The following is a 19,468-nucleotide window of genomic DNA, read 5'->3' as shown; positions in this document are numbered from 1 at the left end:
ATTATGGTAAATAAACAAAGAATATTATTGATGGAAGATGAAGAGCATCTTCTTGAAGCCATCAAATTGAACCTGGAAATGGAAGGTTTTTTTGTAAGAGCTGTAACCGACGGTAAAAAAGCTTTAAAAGTATTTAAAGAAGAAAAATTTAATCTTATCATTTTAGATGTTATGGTGCCAGAGATAGATGGTTTTCAGGTTGCTGAAACTATCAGACTAGAAAATAGTGAGGTACCTATCATGTTCTTAACAGCTAAAAATACTTCTGAAGATAGAGTTACGGGACTTAAAAAAGGTGCTGATGATTATTTAACAAAACCTTTCAATTTAGAAGAGCTTATTTTAAGAGTAAATAATCTTATCAAAAGAAGTATGAAGGGGGATGATTTAAAGGAAATCAACTCCTATAAAATAGGAGATAAAACTATTTATTTCAATTCTTTCGAGTTAAAGCATGAAAATGGCACTATAACACCTTTGACTAAAAAGGAAACCATGCTTTTAAAGTTATTGATAGAGCGTAAGAATGAGGCAGTTTCTCGTGAGCAAATCTTAGAAACTGTATGGAATTACGATGTTTATCCATCAACAAGAACCATAGATAATTTTATTCTTACGTTCAGAAAATATTTCGAACCAGATCAAAAAAATCCAATTTATTTTCACTCTATCAGAGGCGTTGGTTATAAATTTACTGATGCTTAAGCAACATGTTTAGTAATCAAGCTAGGTGGTTAGTTGGTTTCTTGCTTTTGATTGTGGCTATATTGGCCATAACTTTAAAGGTTTATGAAATTGCAGCATTAAGCTTTTTATTTATTGGCTTAGTTATTTGGGGTTATTTTAAAGAAGGGCCTATTATTTTAGCAGCTAAACAGTTTAGAAATAAAGATTACGAAGCAGCTAAAAATCTGCTTTTAAGTATTGCTAAGCCACAATATCTAAGTAAAAAGAGAAAACCTTATTACGAGTATTTATTAGGTTGTATAGCTGTACACCAGATGGATTATCAAACTGCTGAGCAGCATTTAGAAAAAGCAGCCTTTTCTGGTCTTAAAGTGCAAGATTTAGGTACAACTATTATGCATTTGGCTAATATCAATCTTAGAAATAAGCAAAAAGACAAAGGTTTGTTATGGATAGCAGAGGCAAAAAAGATACCTTTACCAGCTAGACAACAAAGCATATTAAAAAATTTAGAAAAAGAGTTACATCAAATTAAATGAAGGATTCGTTATTTATTAAAGCAGCTTTATCTCAGGAAACAGAACGTCCACCAGTTTGGATGATGCGTCAGGCAGGTAGATTTATGCCAGAGTACTGGGAGATTAAAAACAAATATTCTTTTCTGGAAATGTGTAAAACACCAGAAATTGCTGCTGATGTAACCATGTTACCAGTTGATTTATTAGGTATAGATGCCGCTATTTTGTTTTCAGATATACTGGTTACAGGAGAGGCTATGGGGGCGATTTAAGTTTTGAGCAAGGCGTTGGGCCTAAGTTTGCCAATCCGGTAAGAACGGCTCAAGATATTGATGCCTTAGAAGTTGATGTTACCCATCGTTTACAGTATGTTGCAGATGCTATTAAGGTTATTCAGCAAAGGTTAAGCGCTTTGGGCGATAAGCAAATTCCTTTAATTGGTTTTGCCGGAGCACCTTTTACCGTGATGAGCTATCTGGTTGAAGGCGGTTCTTCTAAAGATTTTAAATTAACAAAGTTGATGATTAATAATCATCCAGAATTGGCGCATAAGCTTTTAAGTAAAATTGCAACGGTAACTGCTGATTATTTAAATCTGCAAATAGCAGCTGGCGTTAACGCAGTTCAGATATTTGATAGTTGGGCTTTGGCATTAAGCTGGGATGATTATACTGAGTTTTCTCATCGTTATATCAATGAAATTATTAGTAAACTAAATAGGAAAGATATTCCTGTAATTTCTTTTTGTAAAGGAAGTTCTGTTTTTGCACCACTTATGGCAGAAACCAAACCAGATGTTATTTCTATTGATTGGAATGTTGATTTGAGAGATATTAAACAACGTTTGCCACAAGGAATGGCAGTTCAAGGAAATCTTGATCCATTTATTCTTTATGCAGATAAAAAGGTTATCAAAGAAAAAATCCATAGGCTTTTTGAACGTATGCGTGGCGAAAAAGGCTTTATATTTAATTTAGGACACGGTATTATGCCTGATATTCCTTTTGATAATGTTAAATATGCTATTGAAGTAGTAAAAGAGTTTAGATATTAAAAAGCCACACCCTAAATCCCTCTCAAAAGGAGAGAGAATTCTGGATTGTGGTTTTATCACTAACATAGATTTTATTCAAGTAAGATTTTAATCTGATAAAAAAATTATAACATGTATTCCTACGTCTTATCAATACATATCATATTTGTTGTTAGTTGGATGGCAGGGCTTTTTTATATCGTTAGGTTATTTATTTATCATACAGAAGCTAATGAAAGACCTCTTATAGAGCGTGATATTTTGCAAAAGCAATTTCAGGTTATGGAAACTAAACTTTGGAATATTATCACTACACCAGCTATGTTATTAAGTGTTTTGGCTGGTTTAACTATGCTACATTTAAATCCGGGTTTATTACAAACCGGCTGGATGCAAGTTAAAATAGCTTTTGTAGTAGGTTTACTTATCTATCATTTTTTATGCGGTAGAATTATCAAGCAGCTAAAAAACGGCGTTTTTAAAATGACAAGTACCCAATTAAGGTTATGGAACGAGCTAGCAACCATTTTTCTGGTAGCTATAGTTTTTACTGTAGTTTTGAAAAGTGCAGTAGATTGGCTTTACGGATTAATCGGACTGATTGTTTTTAGCGCAGTCATCATGTCGGCAGTTAAAGTTTATAAGTATTACCGACTAAAAAATAAAACATAACAAAAAAGCCTCTTCAAATTACAAGAGGCTTTTTTGTTTATAACGATTTGGAGTATTTTAAAATCCTGTTTATACTTTCTTCTGATGGATTTTTAATCAGTTTGTTTAAAGCAGGTTTTAACTGTTCGTAAAACAGATGCTCTTCTTTAGTAAAATTTTTCATAGCAGTTTCCTCCTCGTTATTTTGTTCGTCAAACAATTCAGAGTTTTGTTGTGTAAAAGTTTCTATCATAAGCTTTAACTGTTAAAATTTGTTAAAAATATAAGATAGAAACGTTTAGCTGCTGCTATTATTTTACAGCCAAATAAAAAATCAATTTTTTAATGATAATTCTTTTTCTGTAATCATTTTGCGCAAATTATTTAGTGCATAACGCATTCTTCCTAAAGCAGTATTTATGCTTACTTGAGTTAAATCTGCAATTTCCTTAAAAGATAAATCGCCATAATGTCTCATAATTAATACCTCTTTTTGTTCAGATGGTAATAAATGAATCAGTTGTTTTAAGTCTTGGTAAGTTTGCTCTTTTACCATTTTGTCTTCTGCACTTTCATCATAAATACCTAAAACATCAAAAATGTCAAAACCATCGGTATTGGTAATAACGGGTGATCTTTTTTGTTTCCTAAAATAATCTATAACCAAGTTGTGGCCTATTCTTAATACCCACGGTAAAAACTTACCTTCTTCGTTATATCTACCTTGTTTTAGGGTTTTGATAACTTTGATAAAAGTGTCTTGAAAAATATCTTCAGCCAAATATTCATCTTTTACTAATAAATAAATAGATGTATATATTCTGGATTTGTGCCTGGTAATTAATTCTGTTAGAGCAGCTTCTTTACCCTTAATGTAAAGATGTACCAGTTCTTGGTCTGATTTGGTTTGATAGCTCATAATTCCTCCTAGTTAATTCTTCCTTGTGTTAGTTCTAATTAAGTAAGAGTTTTCTCTATAAGCTAAAAATTTGAGTTGTTAAATTTATTTTTACCAAATGAAATAATAATTTTATAAAAATCAAAATGTTATCATCAAGTTTTTTATAAGATATATTATTTTAATCAATTGAGATAAAAAATCCAAAAGCTAATTAAAGTCTTAATACGTTAGCTTTTGTTAATTTGCTACATATTTACAAGATATATTAAAAATAAGTCAAAATACTTAATAAAGTGCAAAACAATTTTTAGAAGCCCTACTTTTGTATAAGGATGATAGAAGATAAAAACTCGGTAAACAATATAATTATAAAAGGGGCAAGGGTTCATAACCTAAAAAATCTTGATGTAGCCATACCAAAAAATAAACTTGTAGTAGTTACAGGTATGTCTGGATCAGGAAAATCGTCTTTAGCTTTTGATACACTTTATGCCGAGGGGCAAAGAAGATATGTAGAAAGTTTATCTTCTTATGCAAGGCAGTTTTTAGGTCGGATGAACAAGCCTGATGTAGATTATATCAAAGGTATTGCGCCTGCAATTGCTATTGAGCAAAAAGTTATTACTTCTAACCCAAGGTCTACCGTGGGTACATCAACAGAAATTTACGATTATTTAAAGCTGCTTTTTAGTAGAATAGGAAAAACGATTTCCCCGATTTCTGATGCTGTTGTTAAAAAAGACTCGGTTACTGATGTTGTAAATTACATATCGGCCTTACCTGAAGAGTCTACAGTTACTATTTTATGTCCTTTACATCCACACAATAACAGAACTTTAAAAGAAGAGTTAGCTGTATTATTGCAGAAAGGCTTCGCCAGAGTTGTTTTTAAAGGTGAGATAAAAAAGGTTGAAGCCATCTTGGAAGATGCTAGCATTAAGAACGAATATTTAGCCGATGAGCATGCAATCTTAATCCTGATAGATAGGGTAGTAACCAATCAAGAAGATGAAACTTTAAGTAGAATTGCAGACTCTGTACAAACTGCTTTTTTTGAAGGTAAAGGCGATTGCTTTGTTGATTATAGCGATGATAGAAAGCATTTTACAGATAGGTTTGAGTTAGACGGGATAAAGTTTGAGGAGCCAACTCCAAATTTCTTTAGCTTTAATAATCCTTACGGAGCATGCCCAAAATGCGAAGGTTACGGAAAAGTAATAGGTATTGATGAAGATTTGGTTATCCCAGATAAATCAAAATCTATTTATGATGGTGCTATAGCTCCTTGGCGTGGCGAAAAGATGCGAGAATGGTTAGATAAGCTCATTAAAAATGCATCAAAATTTGATTTTCCTATTCACAGACCTGTTAGCCAGTTAACCGTTGCAGAGCGTAAATTGCTTTGGAAAGGGAATAAATATTTCGAAGGCTTAGATGAATTTTTTAAATATCTAGAAGAACAAACCTATAAAATTCAATATCGGGTAATGCTATCACGTTATCGTGGTAAAACCAATTGTCCAGACTGCCTGGGTACACGCTTACGTCCAGATGCTGCTTATGTTAAGGTTAATGGCTTTTCTATTACAGATTTGGTTTTAATGCCTTTAGAGAAACTTCTGGAGTTTTTTAAACATATCGAATTAGACGAGCAGCAGCAGAAAATCTCTAAAAGATTGTTATTAGAAATCACTAACCGAGTTGTTTTTTTAAACGAGGTTGGTTTAGGATATTTAACTTTAAATCGTTTATCCAACACCTTATCCGGTGGCGAGTCGCAAAGAATTAACCTGGCAACATCTCTTGGCAGTTCTTTGGTAGGCTCTGTTTATGTTTTAGATGAGCCAAGTATAGGCTTACACCCAAGGGACACTAACAGACTGATAGGTGTTTTAAAATCTTTACGAGATGTTGGTAATACCGTTTTGGTAGTAGAGCATGAGGAAGAAATTATGCAAGCCGCAGATCATATCATTGATATTGGCCCCGAAGCAGGTACACAAGGGGGAAATTTAATTTTCGAAGGCTCTTACCAACAGATTCTTAAAGATGAGAAGAGTTTAACCGGTAAATACCTGAGTGGAAGAGAAGCAATTGCTATTCCTAAGAATAGAAGAAAGCCAGTAGATTTTATAGAAATAAAAGGAGCAAGAGAAAATAATCTTCAAAATATCAATGTAAAATTTCCGCTTAATGTATTAACTGCTGTTACAGGAGTATCGGGTTCGGGTAAAACATCTTTGGTAAAAAGAGTTTTATTTCCTGCTTTACAAAAAGTTTTAGGTAATTATTCTGGTGAGCAAACCGGTTTGTATGATGGTATAGAAGGGGCTTATGATTTATTAAATCAGGTTGAGTTGGTAGATCAAAATCCAATAGGGCGTTCGTCTCGTTCAAATCCGGTTACTTATGTTAAGGCTTGGGATGAGATAAGAGCTTTATACGCAGCACAACCTGCGGCTAAAGCAGCCGGATTAAAACCAGCGGCCTTCTCTTTTAACGTTGAGGGGGTAGGTGTGATGTTTGCCAAGGCGAAGGCGAGGTGAAAATAGAGATGCAATTTATGGCAGATATATTCTTGCCATGTGAAGCTTGCGGAGGAAAACGTTTTAAACAACACGTTTTAGATGTTACTTATAAAGATAAAACGGTATCAGAGGTTTTAGACTTGACCATTGATGAAGCTTTGGTATTCTTTGAATCTGAGCAAAAAATCATCAATAAAATAAAACCTTTGGCAGATGTTGGTTTGGGTTATGTACACTTAGGACAATCATCAAATACGCTATCTGGAGGCGAGGCACAAAGGATAAAATTGGCATCTTTTCTTATAAAAGGTAATAATAGTCACAAAAATTTATTCATTTTTGACGAGCCAACCACAGGTTTGCATTTTCATGATATTAAAAAATTGCTAAAATCTTTTGAAGCATTAATAGAGCAAGGCAATACTATTATTGTGATAGAGCATAATATGGATGTTATAAAATGTGCAGATTGGATAATAGATATTGGCCCAGAAGGTGGCGATAAAGGTGGTAACCTAGTTTTTGAAGGCACACCAGAACAGCTCATCAAAGAACAAAAATCATATACTGGGGAATATTTGAGAGAGAGGTTTTGATGAAGACAGAGGTTTGATGACCGAAGTCCGAAGTCCGAAGTTTGGAAGGCTAACTAAAACTGGCAATGGTCAACTGACAACGAGAAACTGATAACTGTCAACTAAAAACTGACAACTGAATAAAGATGAAAGAAGAATCAAAATTAATAAGAACACAAGCAGCAAGATCACAAAACAGAGAGCATTCTGTTCCTTTATACCTAACATCAAGTTTTATATTTGATGATGCTGAACAAGGTAGAGCTATTTTTGCTGATGAAATACAAGGGAATATTTACTCAAGATACTCTAACCCCAACACAACCGAGTTTATTGAAAAAGTATGCGCTTTAGAAGGAGCAGAGGCAGGTTTGGCTTTTTCTTCTGGCATGGCGGCTGTATTTGCATCATTTGCTGGCTTATTAAAAAGTGGCGATCATGTGGTGGCTTTCCGTTCTATTTTTGGTTCTACCCATCAGCTTTTAACAACTTTGTTTCCTAGATGGGGTATTACCTCAACTTATGTTGATGCTGCAAATCCAGAAGGTTTAGAAGCAGCTATACAAGAAAACACTAAAATGATTTTCTTAGAAACGCCATCAAACCCAGGTCTTGAGCTGGTTGATTTAGAGTGGCTTTGTAAAATCAAAGAAAAGTATCCAAACATTATTATCAATGTAGATAATTGCTTTGCAACCCCATATCTACAAAAGCCTATCGCTTACGGCGTTGATATTGTGAGTCACTCTGCCACAAAATATATGGACGGACAAGGACGTGTTTTAGGTGGTATTGTTGCCGGGAAAGCAGATTTAATTAAGGAGATGATGTTCTTCATTAGGCATACAGGCCCAGCCATGTCTGCATTTAACGCTTGGCTATTATCTAAAAGCTTAGAAACTTTACCTGTAAGAATGGATAGGCATTGTAGCAACGCTTTAAAAGTAGCAGAAGCTTTAGAAGCTAGTGCAGAAGTTGAAGTAGTTAGGTATCCGCATTTACCATCGCATCCACAATATGATTTGGCAAAAAGACAAATGAAACAAGGCGGTGGAATTGTAACTTTTGTTATAAAAGGTGGTTTTGAAAGAGCAAAGCGTTTCTTAGATGCTTTAGAAATGGTTTTGATTTCTTCAAATTTAGGAGATTCAAGAACCATTGCAACACATCCGGCATCAACTACGCACTCTAAATTATCAGAAGAAGAGCGTAAGCAAATTGGTATTTTTCCAGGTAGTATCAGGATTTCTGTGGGTTTAGAAAATATTGATGATATTGTGGAGGATATTTCTAAAGCTTTAGAGGTTAGTAGGTAATTTCATTAGTATATAGTTCATTAGTTAATAGTTAGAATTAAGGTCATTTGAGTTATGCGATATGTTAATTTATCTCACGATAGGCAAGTCTCATAGCTCACATCTCCATACTCATATCTAAAAAATGAAAGTAGAATTAAATAGAGTTAACGATGCAGTACATTTCGAAGCTGCAAGTAGTTTTAGTGATATTAAAGTACATATAGACGGTTCTCCGGAAATTGGCGGTGAAGGTTTAGGCGCAAGACCTATGGAGCTAGTTTTAATGGCGTTAGCGTCTTGCAGTTCTTTAGATTTAATATCAATACTAAAAAAACAAAGACAAGTTATAGAAGATTTAAAAGTGGTAGTAGAAGCCCAAAGAAAAGATGGTATACCAGCAGTTTTCACTTCTATACATATGATTTTAAATTTAAAGGTAACTTAGATTTGCAAAAGGTAGAAAAGGCAGCAGAATTGGCTGTGAAAAAATACTGCTCTGTACATGATATGCTTGCAGCAGGCGGTGTTGATATTACCTATGCTATAGAAATAAATTAAAATGTTATCCAAGAAAACCAAATACGCTATTAGAGCACTTATTGCTTTAGGAGAACGCTACCAGAAAGAATCTGTTAATATTTCTTTTATTGCAGAAACAGAGAAAATTCCTAAGAAATTTCTCGAACAAATTTTGCTCGAGTTGCGTAATGCTGGCTTTTTATACAGTAAAAAAGGTGCTGGCGGTGGTTATTCTTTATTAAAAGATCCTCAAGAGATAAATCTTGTGCAAGTAATGCGCTTGACCGGGGGGCCAATAGCTCAATTACCTTGCGTAAGCTTAAATTTTTATCAACGTTGCGATGAGTGTAAAGAGGAAAGCACTTGCGGTATCAGAGATACTTTTAAAGATGTAAGAGACGCAACTTTAAAAATTTTATCTGAGACTACCATCGCAGATTTAATTGCTAAGGAGAAAAGATTAGCTGGCTAAGCTGATTTTTTTTAAAAAATGTCTACTAATTCTGTATACTTTATATATATTTGCAGAAGTCAAAATTAGTTTGATGGTTTACAGTTGAATTTTACCTGCAAAAAATAAATAGTTGAGGTGGGTACAGGAGAGCAAGCACATCAAAATATTATTTCTAGTGTGTTAATTGAAAACCTCTTCTGATTTGTTTCAGGGAGGTTTTTTTATATAAAAATATTATGCAAAGCTTTAGAACAGAACTTGAAAATCCTTTAGTAGAAAAAGAAATTATAGATCTTGAACAAAAGATTAGAGCTTTTCGTGAAGGAAAAATTCATGATGAAAAATTTAGAAGTCTAAGGTTGGCCAGAGGCGTTTACGGCCAAAGACAGCCTGGTGTTCAAATGGTTCGTATCAAATTACCTTTTGGTAAAGTTACTTTTAAGCAAATTTTAAAAATTGCAGATATTTCCGATGAGTATGCATCAAAAAATCTGCATTTTACTACCCGTCAGGATATTCAAATTCATTATGTAAGTTTAGATAGAACGCCAGAATTATGGGCAAAACTTGCAGAAGATGATATTACTTTAAGAGAAGCTTGCGGTAACACGGTAAGAAATGTTACAGCATCGCCAACTTCAGGAATAGATCCTAAAGAACCATTTGATGTTTCTCCTTATGCACAGGCATATTTCGAGTATTTTCTAAGAAATCCTATCTGCCAAGAAATGGGTAGAAAAATTAAGATTTCTTTTTCTTCAAGTGATGATGATACTGCTTTCTCTTTTATTCATGATTTAGGTTTTATCCCTAAAGTGAAAATAGAGAACGGCCAAGAAGTAAGAGGTTTCAAAGTTTTACTAGGTGGTGGTTTGGGTGCACAACCTTCTTTAGCGCATGTAGTAAGCGAGTTTATGCATGAAGACGATATTATCCCTTTTGGAGAAGCTGTACTTCGTGTTTTTGATAGATATGGCGAGCGTAATAACAGAAATAAAGCTCGTATGAAGTTCTTGGTTAATAAAATCGGGATAGACGAAGTTTTAAGATTAGTTGAAGAAGAAAAGACCGCTATAAAAGTTAAGACTTTTAAAATCAACAGAGATACCGTTAAAACTCCGGTTTTACCAGTAAAAGTTACTGAGCAAGTAACCGTTATAGATGAAGTTGAATACCAAAAATGGGTAGCTACCAATACTTTCGAGCAAAAGCAAGAAGGCTTTTTTGGGGCTTATATAAAAGTAAGCACTGGCGATATGCCTACTGCACAAGCAAGGTTATTGATTGATGGTATCAAGAATTTAGTTGCAGATGAGATTAGAATCACCATTAACCAAGGTTTACTTTTAAAATATGTGCCAGCAGAAAATTTACCTGCTTTGTATAATGTTTTAAAATCATTAAATCTGGTTGCTTTAGGTTTTGATAGCGTTGCCGATGTGACTACCTGCCCGGGTACAGATACTTGCAATTTGGGTATCTCTAACAGTACAGAGCTAAGCCGTATTTTAGAATCAGTAATTTATGAGGAATATCCAGAGTTGATTTACGATAGAGATATCAAAATTAAAATTAGTGGATGTATGAATAGCTGCGGTCAGCATGGTTTAGCACATATTGGTTTCCACGGAAGTTCTTTAAAAGCCAATGGTAAAGTTTTACCAGCGGTACAAGTACTTTTAGGTGGTGGTATTGTTGGCGATGGTTTAGGCAGAGCAGCAGATAAAGTTTTAAAAGTTCCATCTAAAAGAGCACCACAGGTTTTAAGGAATGTGTTGGATGATTTTCATACAAATGCATCAGAAAACCAAACATTCCACGCTTATTACGATGAAAAAGGAAAAGATTATTTCTATCAATTATTAAAGCCTTTGGCAGATAGCACTTTGTTTACCGATAGTGATTTTGTTGATTGGGGACATGAAGAAACTTTCCAAACGGCTATTGGGGTTGGTGAGTGTGCTGGTGTTGTAATAGACTTAGTAGCTACTTTAATATTTGAAGCTGAAGAGAAATTTAGCTGGGCAGTAGAAGCTTATGAAAAACAAGCTTGGGCCGATGCTATTTACTATTCTTATAGCGTATTTGTTAGTGGTGCTAAAGCATTATTGTTAGATTTGGGAGTGAATAGCAGTACACAATCTGGTATCATCAAAGAATTTACAGAGCGTTTTGAAGGACAGTTTGTAGATGGTCCTTTTAGCGATTTAGTTTTAGAAATCAATAAAAATGAGCCTACAGCAGCTTTTGCAGAGTCTTACCTTGCACAAGCAAATGATTTTCTTGAGAAAGTTAAAAATCACAGAAATCAACCGGAGTTAGAGAAATCTGCAAACGCATAATAGCTACCAACATAAAAATGAATCAAACATTAGCTCAAGATAGTGAAAAGGAAAAGGCTGGAAATCAGCTTTTTCCTATTTTCTTAAAGCTGCAAAACTTCAATACCTTATTGGTAGGTGGTGGTAATGTAGGTTTAGAAAAGCTTGAAGCTATGTTAAACAATAGTCCTGATGCAAATATTACCGTAGTTGCAGATAGGTATTTAGACGAAGTTTTTACTTTGTTAGAGAAACATCCGCAAGTAAAAACTATTCAACGTCAATTTCAGGTATCAGATTTAGAAGGTAAAGAGCTGGTGATATTAGCCACCGATAATTACGAGCTTCACCAACAAATACAGCAATTATGCAAGGTAAATGGCATATTGGTTAATGTTGCTGATACACCTCATCTATGCGATTTTTATTTAGGCTCAATTGTAAAAAAAGGAAATCTTAAAATTGCTATTTCTACCAATGGTAAATCGCCAACGGTAGCAAAAAGACTAAAACAGGTGTTAAACGAAAGTTTACCAGATGAGTTAGACCAAACTCTAGATAACATCAATAAAATAAGAAATACCTTAACAGGAGATTTCGCTTATAAAGTTAAAAAGCTAAATGAAGTTACCGCTAGTTTGGTTGATGAAGAGCCTAAACAGAAAATCTCTCCTAAAGCTTTAGGTTGGATTATCTGGATAACTGTTCTGGCCTTTGCAGGGATAACATTTTTTGCCCTTTGGAATCAAGACCCGGCTTTTAAGAATTACTTGCTTACCGTTAATCCATACTTCTATTATTTTTTAATAGCAGGTTTTATTTTCGCTATGGTTGATGGTGCTATTGGGATGTCATACGGCGTAACTTCTACAACTTTTTCACTTTCTATGGGGATTCCTCCTGCATCAGCTAGTACGGCAGTACATATCTCAGAAATATTAAGTAATGGTATAGCCGGCTGGATGCATTTTAAAATGGGTAATGTAAATAAGAAACTCTTTAAAATGTTGGTTATTCCTGGGATTATAGGTGCGGTTATAGGAGCGTTTTTGTTATCGTCTTTAGAACATTACAGTCATTATACCAAACCCCTAATTTCTGTTTACACTTTTGTTTTAGGGGTGATTATCATCAGGAAAGCTATTATAGCTAACAGAAGAAAAAACGAGCCAGCAAAGAAAAAAATCACGAAAGTAGCGCCTTTAGGCTTTACAGGTGGTTTTGTAGATGCTGTTGGTGGCGGTGGTTGGGGTACTATTGTATTATCAACCCTTATTGCTGGTGGTAGAAATGCTCGTTATTCTTTAGGTTCGGTTAAACTGAGTAGGTTTTTTGTGGCTTTAATGAGCTCCTTAACCTTTGTTACCATGTTGAATGATTTACATTGGTACGCCGTAAGCGGTTTAGTTTTAGGAAGCGCCATAGCATCGCCTATAGCAGCTAAAGTATCAAATAAGATATCAGCCAAAACCATCATGTTTGCAGTAGGTATCATTGTGATTTTAGCTAGCAGCAAAAATATCATTGGTTTTATCATGAAATTTTTAGCATAGGGTTTTATAAAGTTTAAGAATTGTATTTTTGCCGAAATTTTAACATGAATAAAGCAGAAGAAATAAAAGAAATTATAAAAGGTCTTAGTCCTGAAGAGGTTTTAGCAGTCTTAGCTAAAAGCTACGAGGGAGAGATTGTTTTTTCAACAAGTTTTGGTTGGGAAGACCAAGTAATTTCGCACATGATTTTTACTAAAGCCCTACCCATAAAGGTATTTACTTTAGAAACAGGAAGATTATTTCCAGAAACTTATTATGTGTGGAATAGGACTTTAGAAACCTATCAAAAGCCTATTCATACCTATTTTCCTGATGCGGCTTTGTTACAAGAGTTTGTATCGGCCAAAGGGCCAAATAGTTTTTATGAATCGGTAGAAAATAGAAAAAGCTGCTGTGGTATAAGAAAAGTAGAACCTTTAAATAGAGCTTTAAAGGGGCAAAAAATTTGGATAACGGGTATCAGGGCAGATCAATCTACCAACCGTGAAGATATGGATTGGGTAGAGTGGGATGAAGCGCATCAATTGGTAAAAGTGCACCCAATTTTTCATTGGACATTAGAAGACGTTAAAAAGTATGTTGCTACAAACAACATCCCATATAACCCTTTACATGACAAAGGTTTCCCTAGCATAGGTTGTGCACCATGTACCAGAGCCGTAAGAGAAGGAGAAGATTTTAGAGCAGGAAGATGGTGGTGGGAAGACCAAAGCAAAAAAGAATGCGGTTTGCATGATTTAGAAGCGAAAAGCTAAAGGCGAAAAGCCAAAAGTAGAAAAAACATAAAAATTTATAAGAAGCTTTTAGCCTTAGGCTTTCAGCTTTTAGCATTAAAATATGGATTATTTAGATCAGTTAGAGGCAGAAGCAATTGCAATTTTAAGAGAAGTTGCAGGGCAATTTGAAAAGCCTGCACTTTTATTTTCGGGAGGTAAAGATTCTATTACCCTTGTGAAATTGGCAGAAAAAGCTTTCCGTCCGGGAAAATTTCCTTTTCCTTTGGTACATATTGATACAGGCCACAATTTCCCTGAAACCATAGAGTTTAGAGATAAATTGGTAGAACAATTAGGAGAAAAACTTATTGTTGGGTACGTTCAAGATTCTATAGACCAAGGAAAAGTAATAGAGCAAACAGGCAAAAATGCTAGTAGAAATGCTTTACAAACGGTTACACTTTTAGATACCATCTTAGAAGGTAAGTTTGATGCTTGTATTGGTGGAGCTAGAAGAGACGAAGAAAAAGCGAGAGCTAAAGAAAGAATTTTCTCTGTTCGTGATGAGTTTGGCCAATGGGATCCAAAACGCCAGCGCCCAGAGCTTTGGAATATCTATAACGGAAAAATCCATAAAGGAGAAAATGTTAGGGTATTCCCAATTAGTAATTGGACAGAGCTTGACGTTTGGAATTACATCAAACGTGAGAACATAGAATTACCTTCTGTTTATTTTGCTCATGAACGTGACGTGATTATGCGTAACGGGCAATGGATGGCAGCTTCAGAATATCTAAATATGGATGAAGAAGATATCATCACCAGAAAAAAAGTAAGATTTAGAACCGTTGGTGATATGACTTGTACCGCCGCTGTAGAGTCTGATAAAGACCAAATAGATGATATTATTTTAGAGATTTCACAATCTAAAATAAGTGAGCGTGGTGCCAGAATGGATGATAAAGTTTCAGAAGCGGCTATGGAAGACCGTAAAAAAGGAGGATATTTCTAATGGATATTTTAAAATTTTTAACAGCAGGAAGTGTTGATGATGGTAAAAGTACCTTAATTGGTAGAATGCTGTACGATACAGAATCTATTTTACAAGATCAATTAGAAGCTATCCAAAACTCTAGTCGTAAAAACGATGATGGTTCTATAGATTTAGCCATTTTAACCGATGGTTTAAAAGCAGAACGTGAACAAGGAATTACAATTGATGTTGCTTATAAATATTTCCAAACAGAGAAACGTAAGTTCATCATTGCTGATACACCTGGTCATATCCAGTATACCAGAAATATGGTTACAGGTGCTTCTAACGCAGATTTAGCTATTATTCTGATAGATGCTCGTAAAGGTGTGATAGAGCAAACCATCCGCCATTCTTATTTAGTTTCTCTACTTGCTTTAGAGCATGTGGTAGTTTGCGTAAATAAAATGGATATGGTTGATTATAGTGAAGAAGTTTTTGAGAAAATCCACGCAGATTACCACTCTTTAGCTGTTAAATTGAATTTGCATGAAGTTACTTTTATCCCTGTAAGTGCGTTAAAAGGAGATAACATCGTTAATAACTCTTTAAACATGCCATGGTATAAAGGCAAAAGCTTGTTAGACCATTTAGAAACGGTACCTGTTAGAGAAATGGATGCGCTTTTACCAGCTCGTTTCCCAGTACAATGGGTAATTAGGCCACAAACAGAAGAGCTTCATGATTATAGAGGTTATGCCGGCCGTGTGGCAAGCGGTGCTTTTAAAGTAGGAGATACGATAAAAGTATTACCTTCTGGTATGAAATCAAAAATTTCAAAAATTGAAACTTTTGATGGCGAGCATGCCATTGCAGAAGAAGGAAAATCTATTACCATGCATTTAGAAGATGAGATAGATATCAGTAGAGGAGATATGATTTCTGAGGCCGAAAGACAGCCTATAGTTTCTAATTTAATTGAGGCTGATATCTGCTGGATGGATACTCGCGAATTAGATACATCAGCTACCTATTTTATTCAGCATAATAGTAAGCTTACGCGATGCAAAATTCAAGAGATACTATACAAAGTAAATATCAATACACTAGAAAAAGTAAACGCTGATGCTTTTGGATTGAATGACATTGGTAGGGTAGAAATTAAAACAGCTGATGAATTGGCTTTTGATGCTTACGATGTAAATAAGAGAAACGGTGGTGCCATTATTATTGATAGTAGAACCAATGTAACCGTTGGTGCTTTAATGTTAAGAGCAGCACTTTAAAATATAATTTATGATGGTAAAAGCTGTTGCAGAAATGTAGCAGCTTTTTTGTTTAATGGCTTTTAGCCGATGATATTTTGGTATAATACAACATACCTAAGGTTATCAATATCATCCCTAAAATACTTAATGTAGATGGTGCTTTTCCATTTAAGAATAAAAGCTCTAACATTAAGGTAATGCCAATCTCGGCAGATTGTGTTGCTTCTACCGCACCTAAAATAGAAGTATTGCTACCCGCCATTTCTGTAGCTTTAAAAAATAAAACAGTAGCAATTACACCAGACGATAAAGCAATTATACCCGATTGTACAACCTCTGAAGATGATGGCGCACCACTTCTAAAGTAAGCTATAGCGGCAACTATTAACCATAAAGGCATAGATCCTAAAGTCATCCCCGCAACACGTTGTATGGCATTTAGTTTAATATGTTCTTTTTCTTGAAATAGTAAAATCATTCTATTGCCTAAAGGAAACATAAAGGCAGAAAACATCACTAATAAAGCCCCAATAAGGATATAAAGCAAGGAAGATGATTTAACCTCGCCAATTTGAGAAATTATTACGCCTAATAGGATGATACAGGTTGCTATAAAAGCCTTTTTGGGGATGATTTTTCGCTCATCTTTATAGATTAATGGAGAAAGAAGTAAACCCGCAATAATGGTAGTTTGAAAAGTACCAGCAACCAACCAAGCCGGACTAAAAGAGGCTGCTGCCGTTAAGGCGATATAAAACAGCCCAAAACCTACACTTCCCCATAATAACCAAGGTAAAGGGTTGTTAAAAACTGCTTTAAACATAGTTTTACCACCTTTACTTAATAAGGCTACCATTAAAATAATGGGTAAGGTAATGATGTATCTTAAACAAGCCGACCATAAGAAATCTCCTCCGGCACTAGCCATACTTTTATTTAAAATATAAGTAGCACTAAAAAATAAGGCCGAGAGTAAACCAAAAAGAATTGCTTTTAAAGGATGAGACATGTGATATTTTTTTTGCAAAAGTATTATTTTAACTCATAGAAAAAACGTCTCTTTTATTAGAGTTAATATGAAATAAGCCATATATATTTGCAGCCATGTTTTTACTCACCTTTATAGTTGCTGTAGTTGTAAACTTTGTAGGTTATTTGCCCTTCGGCAATATTAACCTCACGGCTGTTCAAATGTCTGTGAATAAAGGCATGAAACAAGCATTGGTATTTATACTCACATTTTCTATTTTTGAGGCTTGTTTTACTTATGTGTTGATGCGCTTCGCAGAATGGTTTGCTACAAAAAAAGATTTGATGCACTGGCTAGATTGGGTATTAATAGCTGTTTTTATCATTTTAGGAACCAGTAGTTGGAGCAACGCAAAAAAAGAATTAAAGCAAAATACCAACCACAGAAAAAGAGACAGCATTAAAACCGGTATCATCTTAGGAATATTTAATCCTATGCAAATACCTTTCTGGATGATTGGAGGAACCTATCTTATATCTCATCAATGGATTACCACGGAGGGTTTTGGATTAGAAATTTTTGCCGTTGGAGCTGCTATAGGTGCTTTTTCTGCTTTATACCTATTCGCTAAATTTGCCCAATACATCCAAAATAAATTTGCTTTAAGTCACCAAATAATTAATAAAAGCGTAGCTTGTATATTCTTTGCTTTAGCAATTATTCATATTGTAAAGCTTGTATTTTTTAAATAAATTCTAATAAAAAAACAATTATTGTATTTAGATGTTTAAACATGTATATTAGATTTTAAATTAAAATAAAAAGCATATGTCAAACATTGGAAAATGGGTTGTAGACCCTATGCACTCAGAGGTGCAATTTAAAGTTAAGCACTTAGTAATTTCTACCGTAACAGGTACTTTTAAAGTATTTGATGGTAACTTAAGTACAGAAAGCGAAGATTTCACTAACGCATCTATTGATTTTTCTTTGGATGTTACCAGTATAGATACCAACCAAACGGATAGAGATAATCACTTAAAATCTGCTGATTTTTTGATGCAGAGAAATATCCAGCTATGAAATTTACATCAACTGCTTTTACCAAAAGTGGCGATGATTATAAATTAGAAGGGCATTTAACTATAAAAGATGTAACTAAACCAGTTACGCTTGATGTTGAATTTGGTGGAACAGCAACAGATTTCTATAATCAAGAAAAAGCAGGTTTTGAGGTAACAGGTAAAATCAGCCGTACTGCATTTGGCTTAACTTGGAATGGCGTAACCGAGGCAGGTAAAATTGTTGTAGGCGATGAAATTAAATTAACCATTAACGTACAATTTACAAAACAAGCATAATTTAGAACACACACTAACACACTAATATATCTTAAAGCCCTTCAAATTTGGAGGGCTTTTACTTTTTTAGAAATTCAACATTCCAGATTTTCTCTGCTTTACGCCCAATCAACCAAAAAGAAATTGCCAAAATAAAGAAGAATAAAGCTTTATGCCAGCTATCCCAAAAATATTCAAAAAACCTACTGTATAAGTTAATGATGAGGAAGGTAGCCCCAAACTCTCTAGCCATTTCATCTTTAAATTTAAAGCCAATAAATAGGGTAAGGATACAGATGGAAATAGAAAGTAAAGCCCAAGCAAAAAGCTGTATTTGGTTTACCTGATACCATTGGTCTATAGAAGCAAAATTTCCGAAAATTGATAAGAGCCAAAGTGCAGAAAATGAGTATAATAAACCAATAAAGTAAGTGGTTTGGAATAAGAATTGGTGCTTCTTGATATTCTTTAAGGTAAAAGATAAGGCAGTTAAAATAGCTCCAAAACAAACAAAGCGTAAAGGGTAATTCATCCCCAGGAAATAAAAATTACTTCTAGATAGATAGCTGCTTTCTGTACCAAACCAGGCACCTAACGAGAATAAGGCAAAAGCCCATATCAACCTAGATTTAAAGAAATAACCTAAAAATGCATAAACAGGTATCGCCATCAGGAAGATAGTAGAATACCTATCTGCATTCCCCTGAAAAGATTTTCCTAAATAAGCTAAACCATTAGCAATTAGCATAACACCAATAAAAAGTAAGGCTTCATTGGTGAATTCCTGTTTAGGGAATGTTGCTCTTCTTTTATTACCTCTATATAGTACCCAAGCGGCTATAGCAAAAGAAAATAAACTGATGATGTAATTTGGAGCATCATAAATTTGATAAATGAAATTCAAGATGTCATCATCAATAAGGAGAGAGCCTAAAGCAAATACGCCACAAGCTAACGCAATATAAATAGCGTATTGTGCTAATTTGCGCCAGTCGAATGCTTTGGTTTCATAAGAAGATTTTAGCTTTTCGGCAGTTTCTTCTTCAATAATAGATTCTTTCTTCCAGTAATCTATCATCTCATCTAAAAAATCTGCTTTCTCGCGGTCTATATTCATATTTAGCCCTTTAAAATTAGCTGGCAAAATATCAGCCAATAGCTAT

The 19,468-nt window shown here is 34.4% G+C and carries 16 protein-coding genes and 3 pseudogenes; 15 read left to right on the top strand and 4 right to left on the bottom strand.

Features of this window, described 5'->3' with window-relative positions; all coding sequences use genetic code 11:
- Nucleotides 1–3 precede the first annotated feature (3 nt).
- The 4 genes and pseudogenes from FYC62_RS09005 (at nt 4) to hemJ (ending at nt 2,910) form a co-directional block, all read left to right on the top strand.
- Nucleotides 4–705: a response regulator transcription factor gene (locus FYC62_RS09005; RefSeq protein WP_026904638.1), complete on the top strand. Its 702-nt coding sequence runs from the start codon at nt 4–6 to the stop codon at nt 703–705.
- 5 nt (nt 706–710) lie between these two features.
- Nucleotides 711–1,226 carry a hypothetical protein gene (locus FYC62_RS09000; protein WP_039447835.1) on the top strand — a complete coding sequence of 172 codons (516 nt, stop codon included), beginning with the start codon at nt 711–713 and terminating at the stop codon, nt 1,224–1,226.
- Nucleotides 1,223–2,259, top strand: a pseudogene (hemE, locus tag FYC62_RS08995) (uroporphyrinogen decarboxylase). Before FYC62_RS09000 ends, hemE begins: the two are co-directional and overlap by 4 nt.
- A gap of 111 nt (nt 2,260–2,370) precedes the next feature.
- Nucleotides 2,371–2,910, top strand: a complete 540-nt coding sequence (hemJ, locus tag FYC62_RS08990) for a protoporphyrinogen oxidase HemJ (RefSeq protein ID WP_149074703.1) — start codon at nt 2,371–2,373, stop codon at nt 2,908–2,910.
- A 37-nt stretch (nt 2,911–2,947) separates the two neighbouring features.
- Here hemJ and FYC62_RS08985 read toward each other — a convergent pair whose 3' ends face one another.
- Nucleotides 2,948–3,142 carry a hypothetical protein gene (locus tag FYC62_RS08985; protein ID WP_149074702.1) on the bottom strand — a complete coding sequence of 65 codons (195 nt, stop codon included), beginning with the start codon at nt 3,140–3,142 and terminating at the stop codon, nt 2,948–2,950.
- An 81-nt stretch (nt 3,143–3,223) separates the two neighbouring features.
- Nucleotides 3,224–3,808, bottom strand: coding sequence for an RNA polymerase sigma factor (locus tag FYC62_RS08980; protein WP_039447825.1), 585 nt, complete (start codon nt 3,806–3,808; stop codon nt 3,224–3,226).
- Between the two features lie 314 nt (nt 3,809–4,122).
- On the opposite strand from FYC62_RS08980, the pseudogene uvrA reads away from it, so the two are divergent.
- From uvrA to cysN, 9 genes and pseudogenes are all read left to right on the top strand, one after another.
- Nucleotides 4,123–6,914, top strand: a pseudogene (uvrA, locus tag FYC62_RS08975) (excinuclease ABC subunit UvrA).
- A 125-nt stretch (nt 6,915–7,039) separates the two neighbouring features.
- Nucleotides 7,040–8,209 (top strand): trans-sulfuration enzyme family protein, encoded by a 1,170-nt coding sequence (locus FYC62_RS08970; protein WP_149074701.1) that lies wholly within the window; start codon nt 7,040–7,042, stop codon nt 8,207–8,209.
- Nucleotides 8,210–8,333: 124 nt separating this feature from the next.
- Nucleotides 8,334–8,636, top strand: coding sequence for an OsmC family protein (locus FYC62_RS08965; protein ID WP_240534696.1), 303 nt, complete (start codon nt 8,334–8,336; stop codon nt 8,634–8,636).
- Nucleotides 8,637–8,750: 114 nt separating this feature from the next.
- The gene (locus FYC62_RS08960; RefSeq protein ID WP_039447813.1) at nt 8,751–9,182 is read left to right on the top strand and encodes an RrF2 family transcriptional regulator; all 432 of its coding nucleotides are present in this window, start codon (nt 8,751–8,753) and stop codon (nt 9,180–9,182) included.
- Nucleotides 9,183–9,400: 218 nt separating this feature from the next.
- Nucleotides 9,401–11,506 carry a HEPN domain-containing protein gene (locus tag FYC62_RS08955; protein ID WP_149074700.1) on the top strand — a complete coding sequence of 702 codons (2,106 nt, stop codon included), beginning with the start codon at nt 9,401–9,403 and terminating at the stop codon, nt 11,504–11,506.
- Between the two features lie 17 nt (nt 11,507–11,523).
- The gene (locus FYC62_RS08950; protein WP_149074699.1) at nt 11,524–13,038 is read left to right on the top strand and encodes a TSUP family transporter; all 1,515 of its coding nucleotides are present in this window, start codon (nt 11,524–11,526) and stop codon (nt 13,036–13,038) included.
- A gap of 44 nt (nt 13,039–13,082) precedes the next feature.
- The gene (locus FYC62_RS08945) at nt 13,083–13,793 is read left to right on the top strand and encodes a phosphoadenylyl-sulfate reductase (RefSeq protein WP_149074698.1); all 711 of its coding nucleotides are present in this window, start codon (nt 13,083–13,085) and stop codon (nt 13,791–13,793) included.
- A gap of 82 nt (nt 13,794–13,875) precedes the next feature.
- On the top strand, nt 13,876–14,766 hold the full coding sequence (gene cysD / locus FYC62_RS08940) for a sulfate adenylyltransferase subunit CysD (RefSeq protein ID WP_039447799.1): 891 nt from the start codon (nt 13,876–13,878) through the stop codon (nt 14,764–14,766).
- Nucleotides 14,766–16,013: a sulfate adenylyltransferase subunit CysN gene (cysN, locus tag FYC62_RS08935; RefSeq protein WP_149074697.1), complete on the top strand. Its 1,248-nt coding sequence runs from the start codon at nt 14,766–14,768 to the stop codon at nt 16,011–16,013. The genes cysD and cysN overlap by 1 nt, the downstream gene beginning before the upstream one ends.
- Before the next feature lie 52 nt (nt 16,014–16,065).
- On the opposite strand, the gene FYC62_RS08930 is transcribed toward cysN, so the two are convergent.
- Nucleotides 16,066–17,004, bottom strand: a complete 939-nt coding sequence (locus FYC62_RS08930) for a DMT family transporter (protein WP_149074696.1) — start codon at nt 17,002–17,004, stop codon at nt 16,066–16,068.
- Nucleotides 17,005–17,099: 95 nt separating this feature from the next.
- Between FYC62_RS08930 and FYC62_RS08925 the strand changes: the two genes are divergently transcribed.
- Nucleotides 17,100–17,717 (top strand): LysE family transporter, encoded by a 618-nt coding sequence (locus tag FYC62_RS08925; protein ID WP_149074695.1) that lies wholly within the window; start codon nt 17,100–17,102, stop codon nt 17,715–17,717.
- Nucleotides 17,718–17,793: 76 nt separating this feature from the next.
- Nucleotides 17,794–18,326 (top strand): annotated as a pseudogene (locus FYC62_RS18165) (YceI family protein).
- Between the two features lie 58 nt (nt 18,327–18,384).
- Here the strand turns inward: FYC62_RS18165 and FYC62_RS08915 are convergent.
- Nucleotides 18,385–19,461 carry a DUF2157 domain-containing protein gene (locus FYC62_RS08915; RefSeq protein WP_240534695.1) on the bottom strand — a complete coding sequence of 359 codons (1,077 nt, stop codon included), beginning with the start codon at nt 19,459–19,461 and terminating at the stop codon, nt 18,385–18,387.
- Nucleotides 19,462–19,468: the final 7 nt, after the last annotated feature.

Source organism: Pedobacter aquae (genome assembly GCF_008195825.1).
In the GTDB taxonomy this organism is placed as follows: domain Bacteria; phylum Bacteroidota; class Bacteroidia; order Sphingobacteriales; family Sphingobacteriaceae; genus Pseudopedobacter; species Pseudopedobacter aquae.
This window is presented reverse-complemented; position numbering and strand designations above follow the sequence as displayed.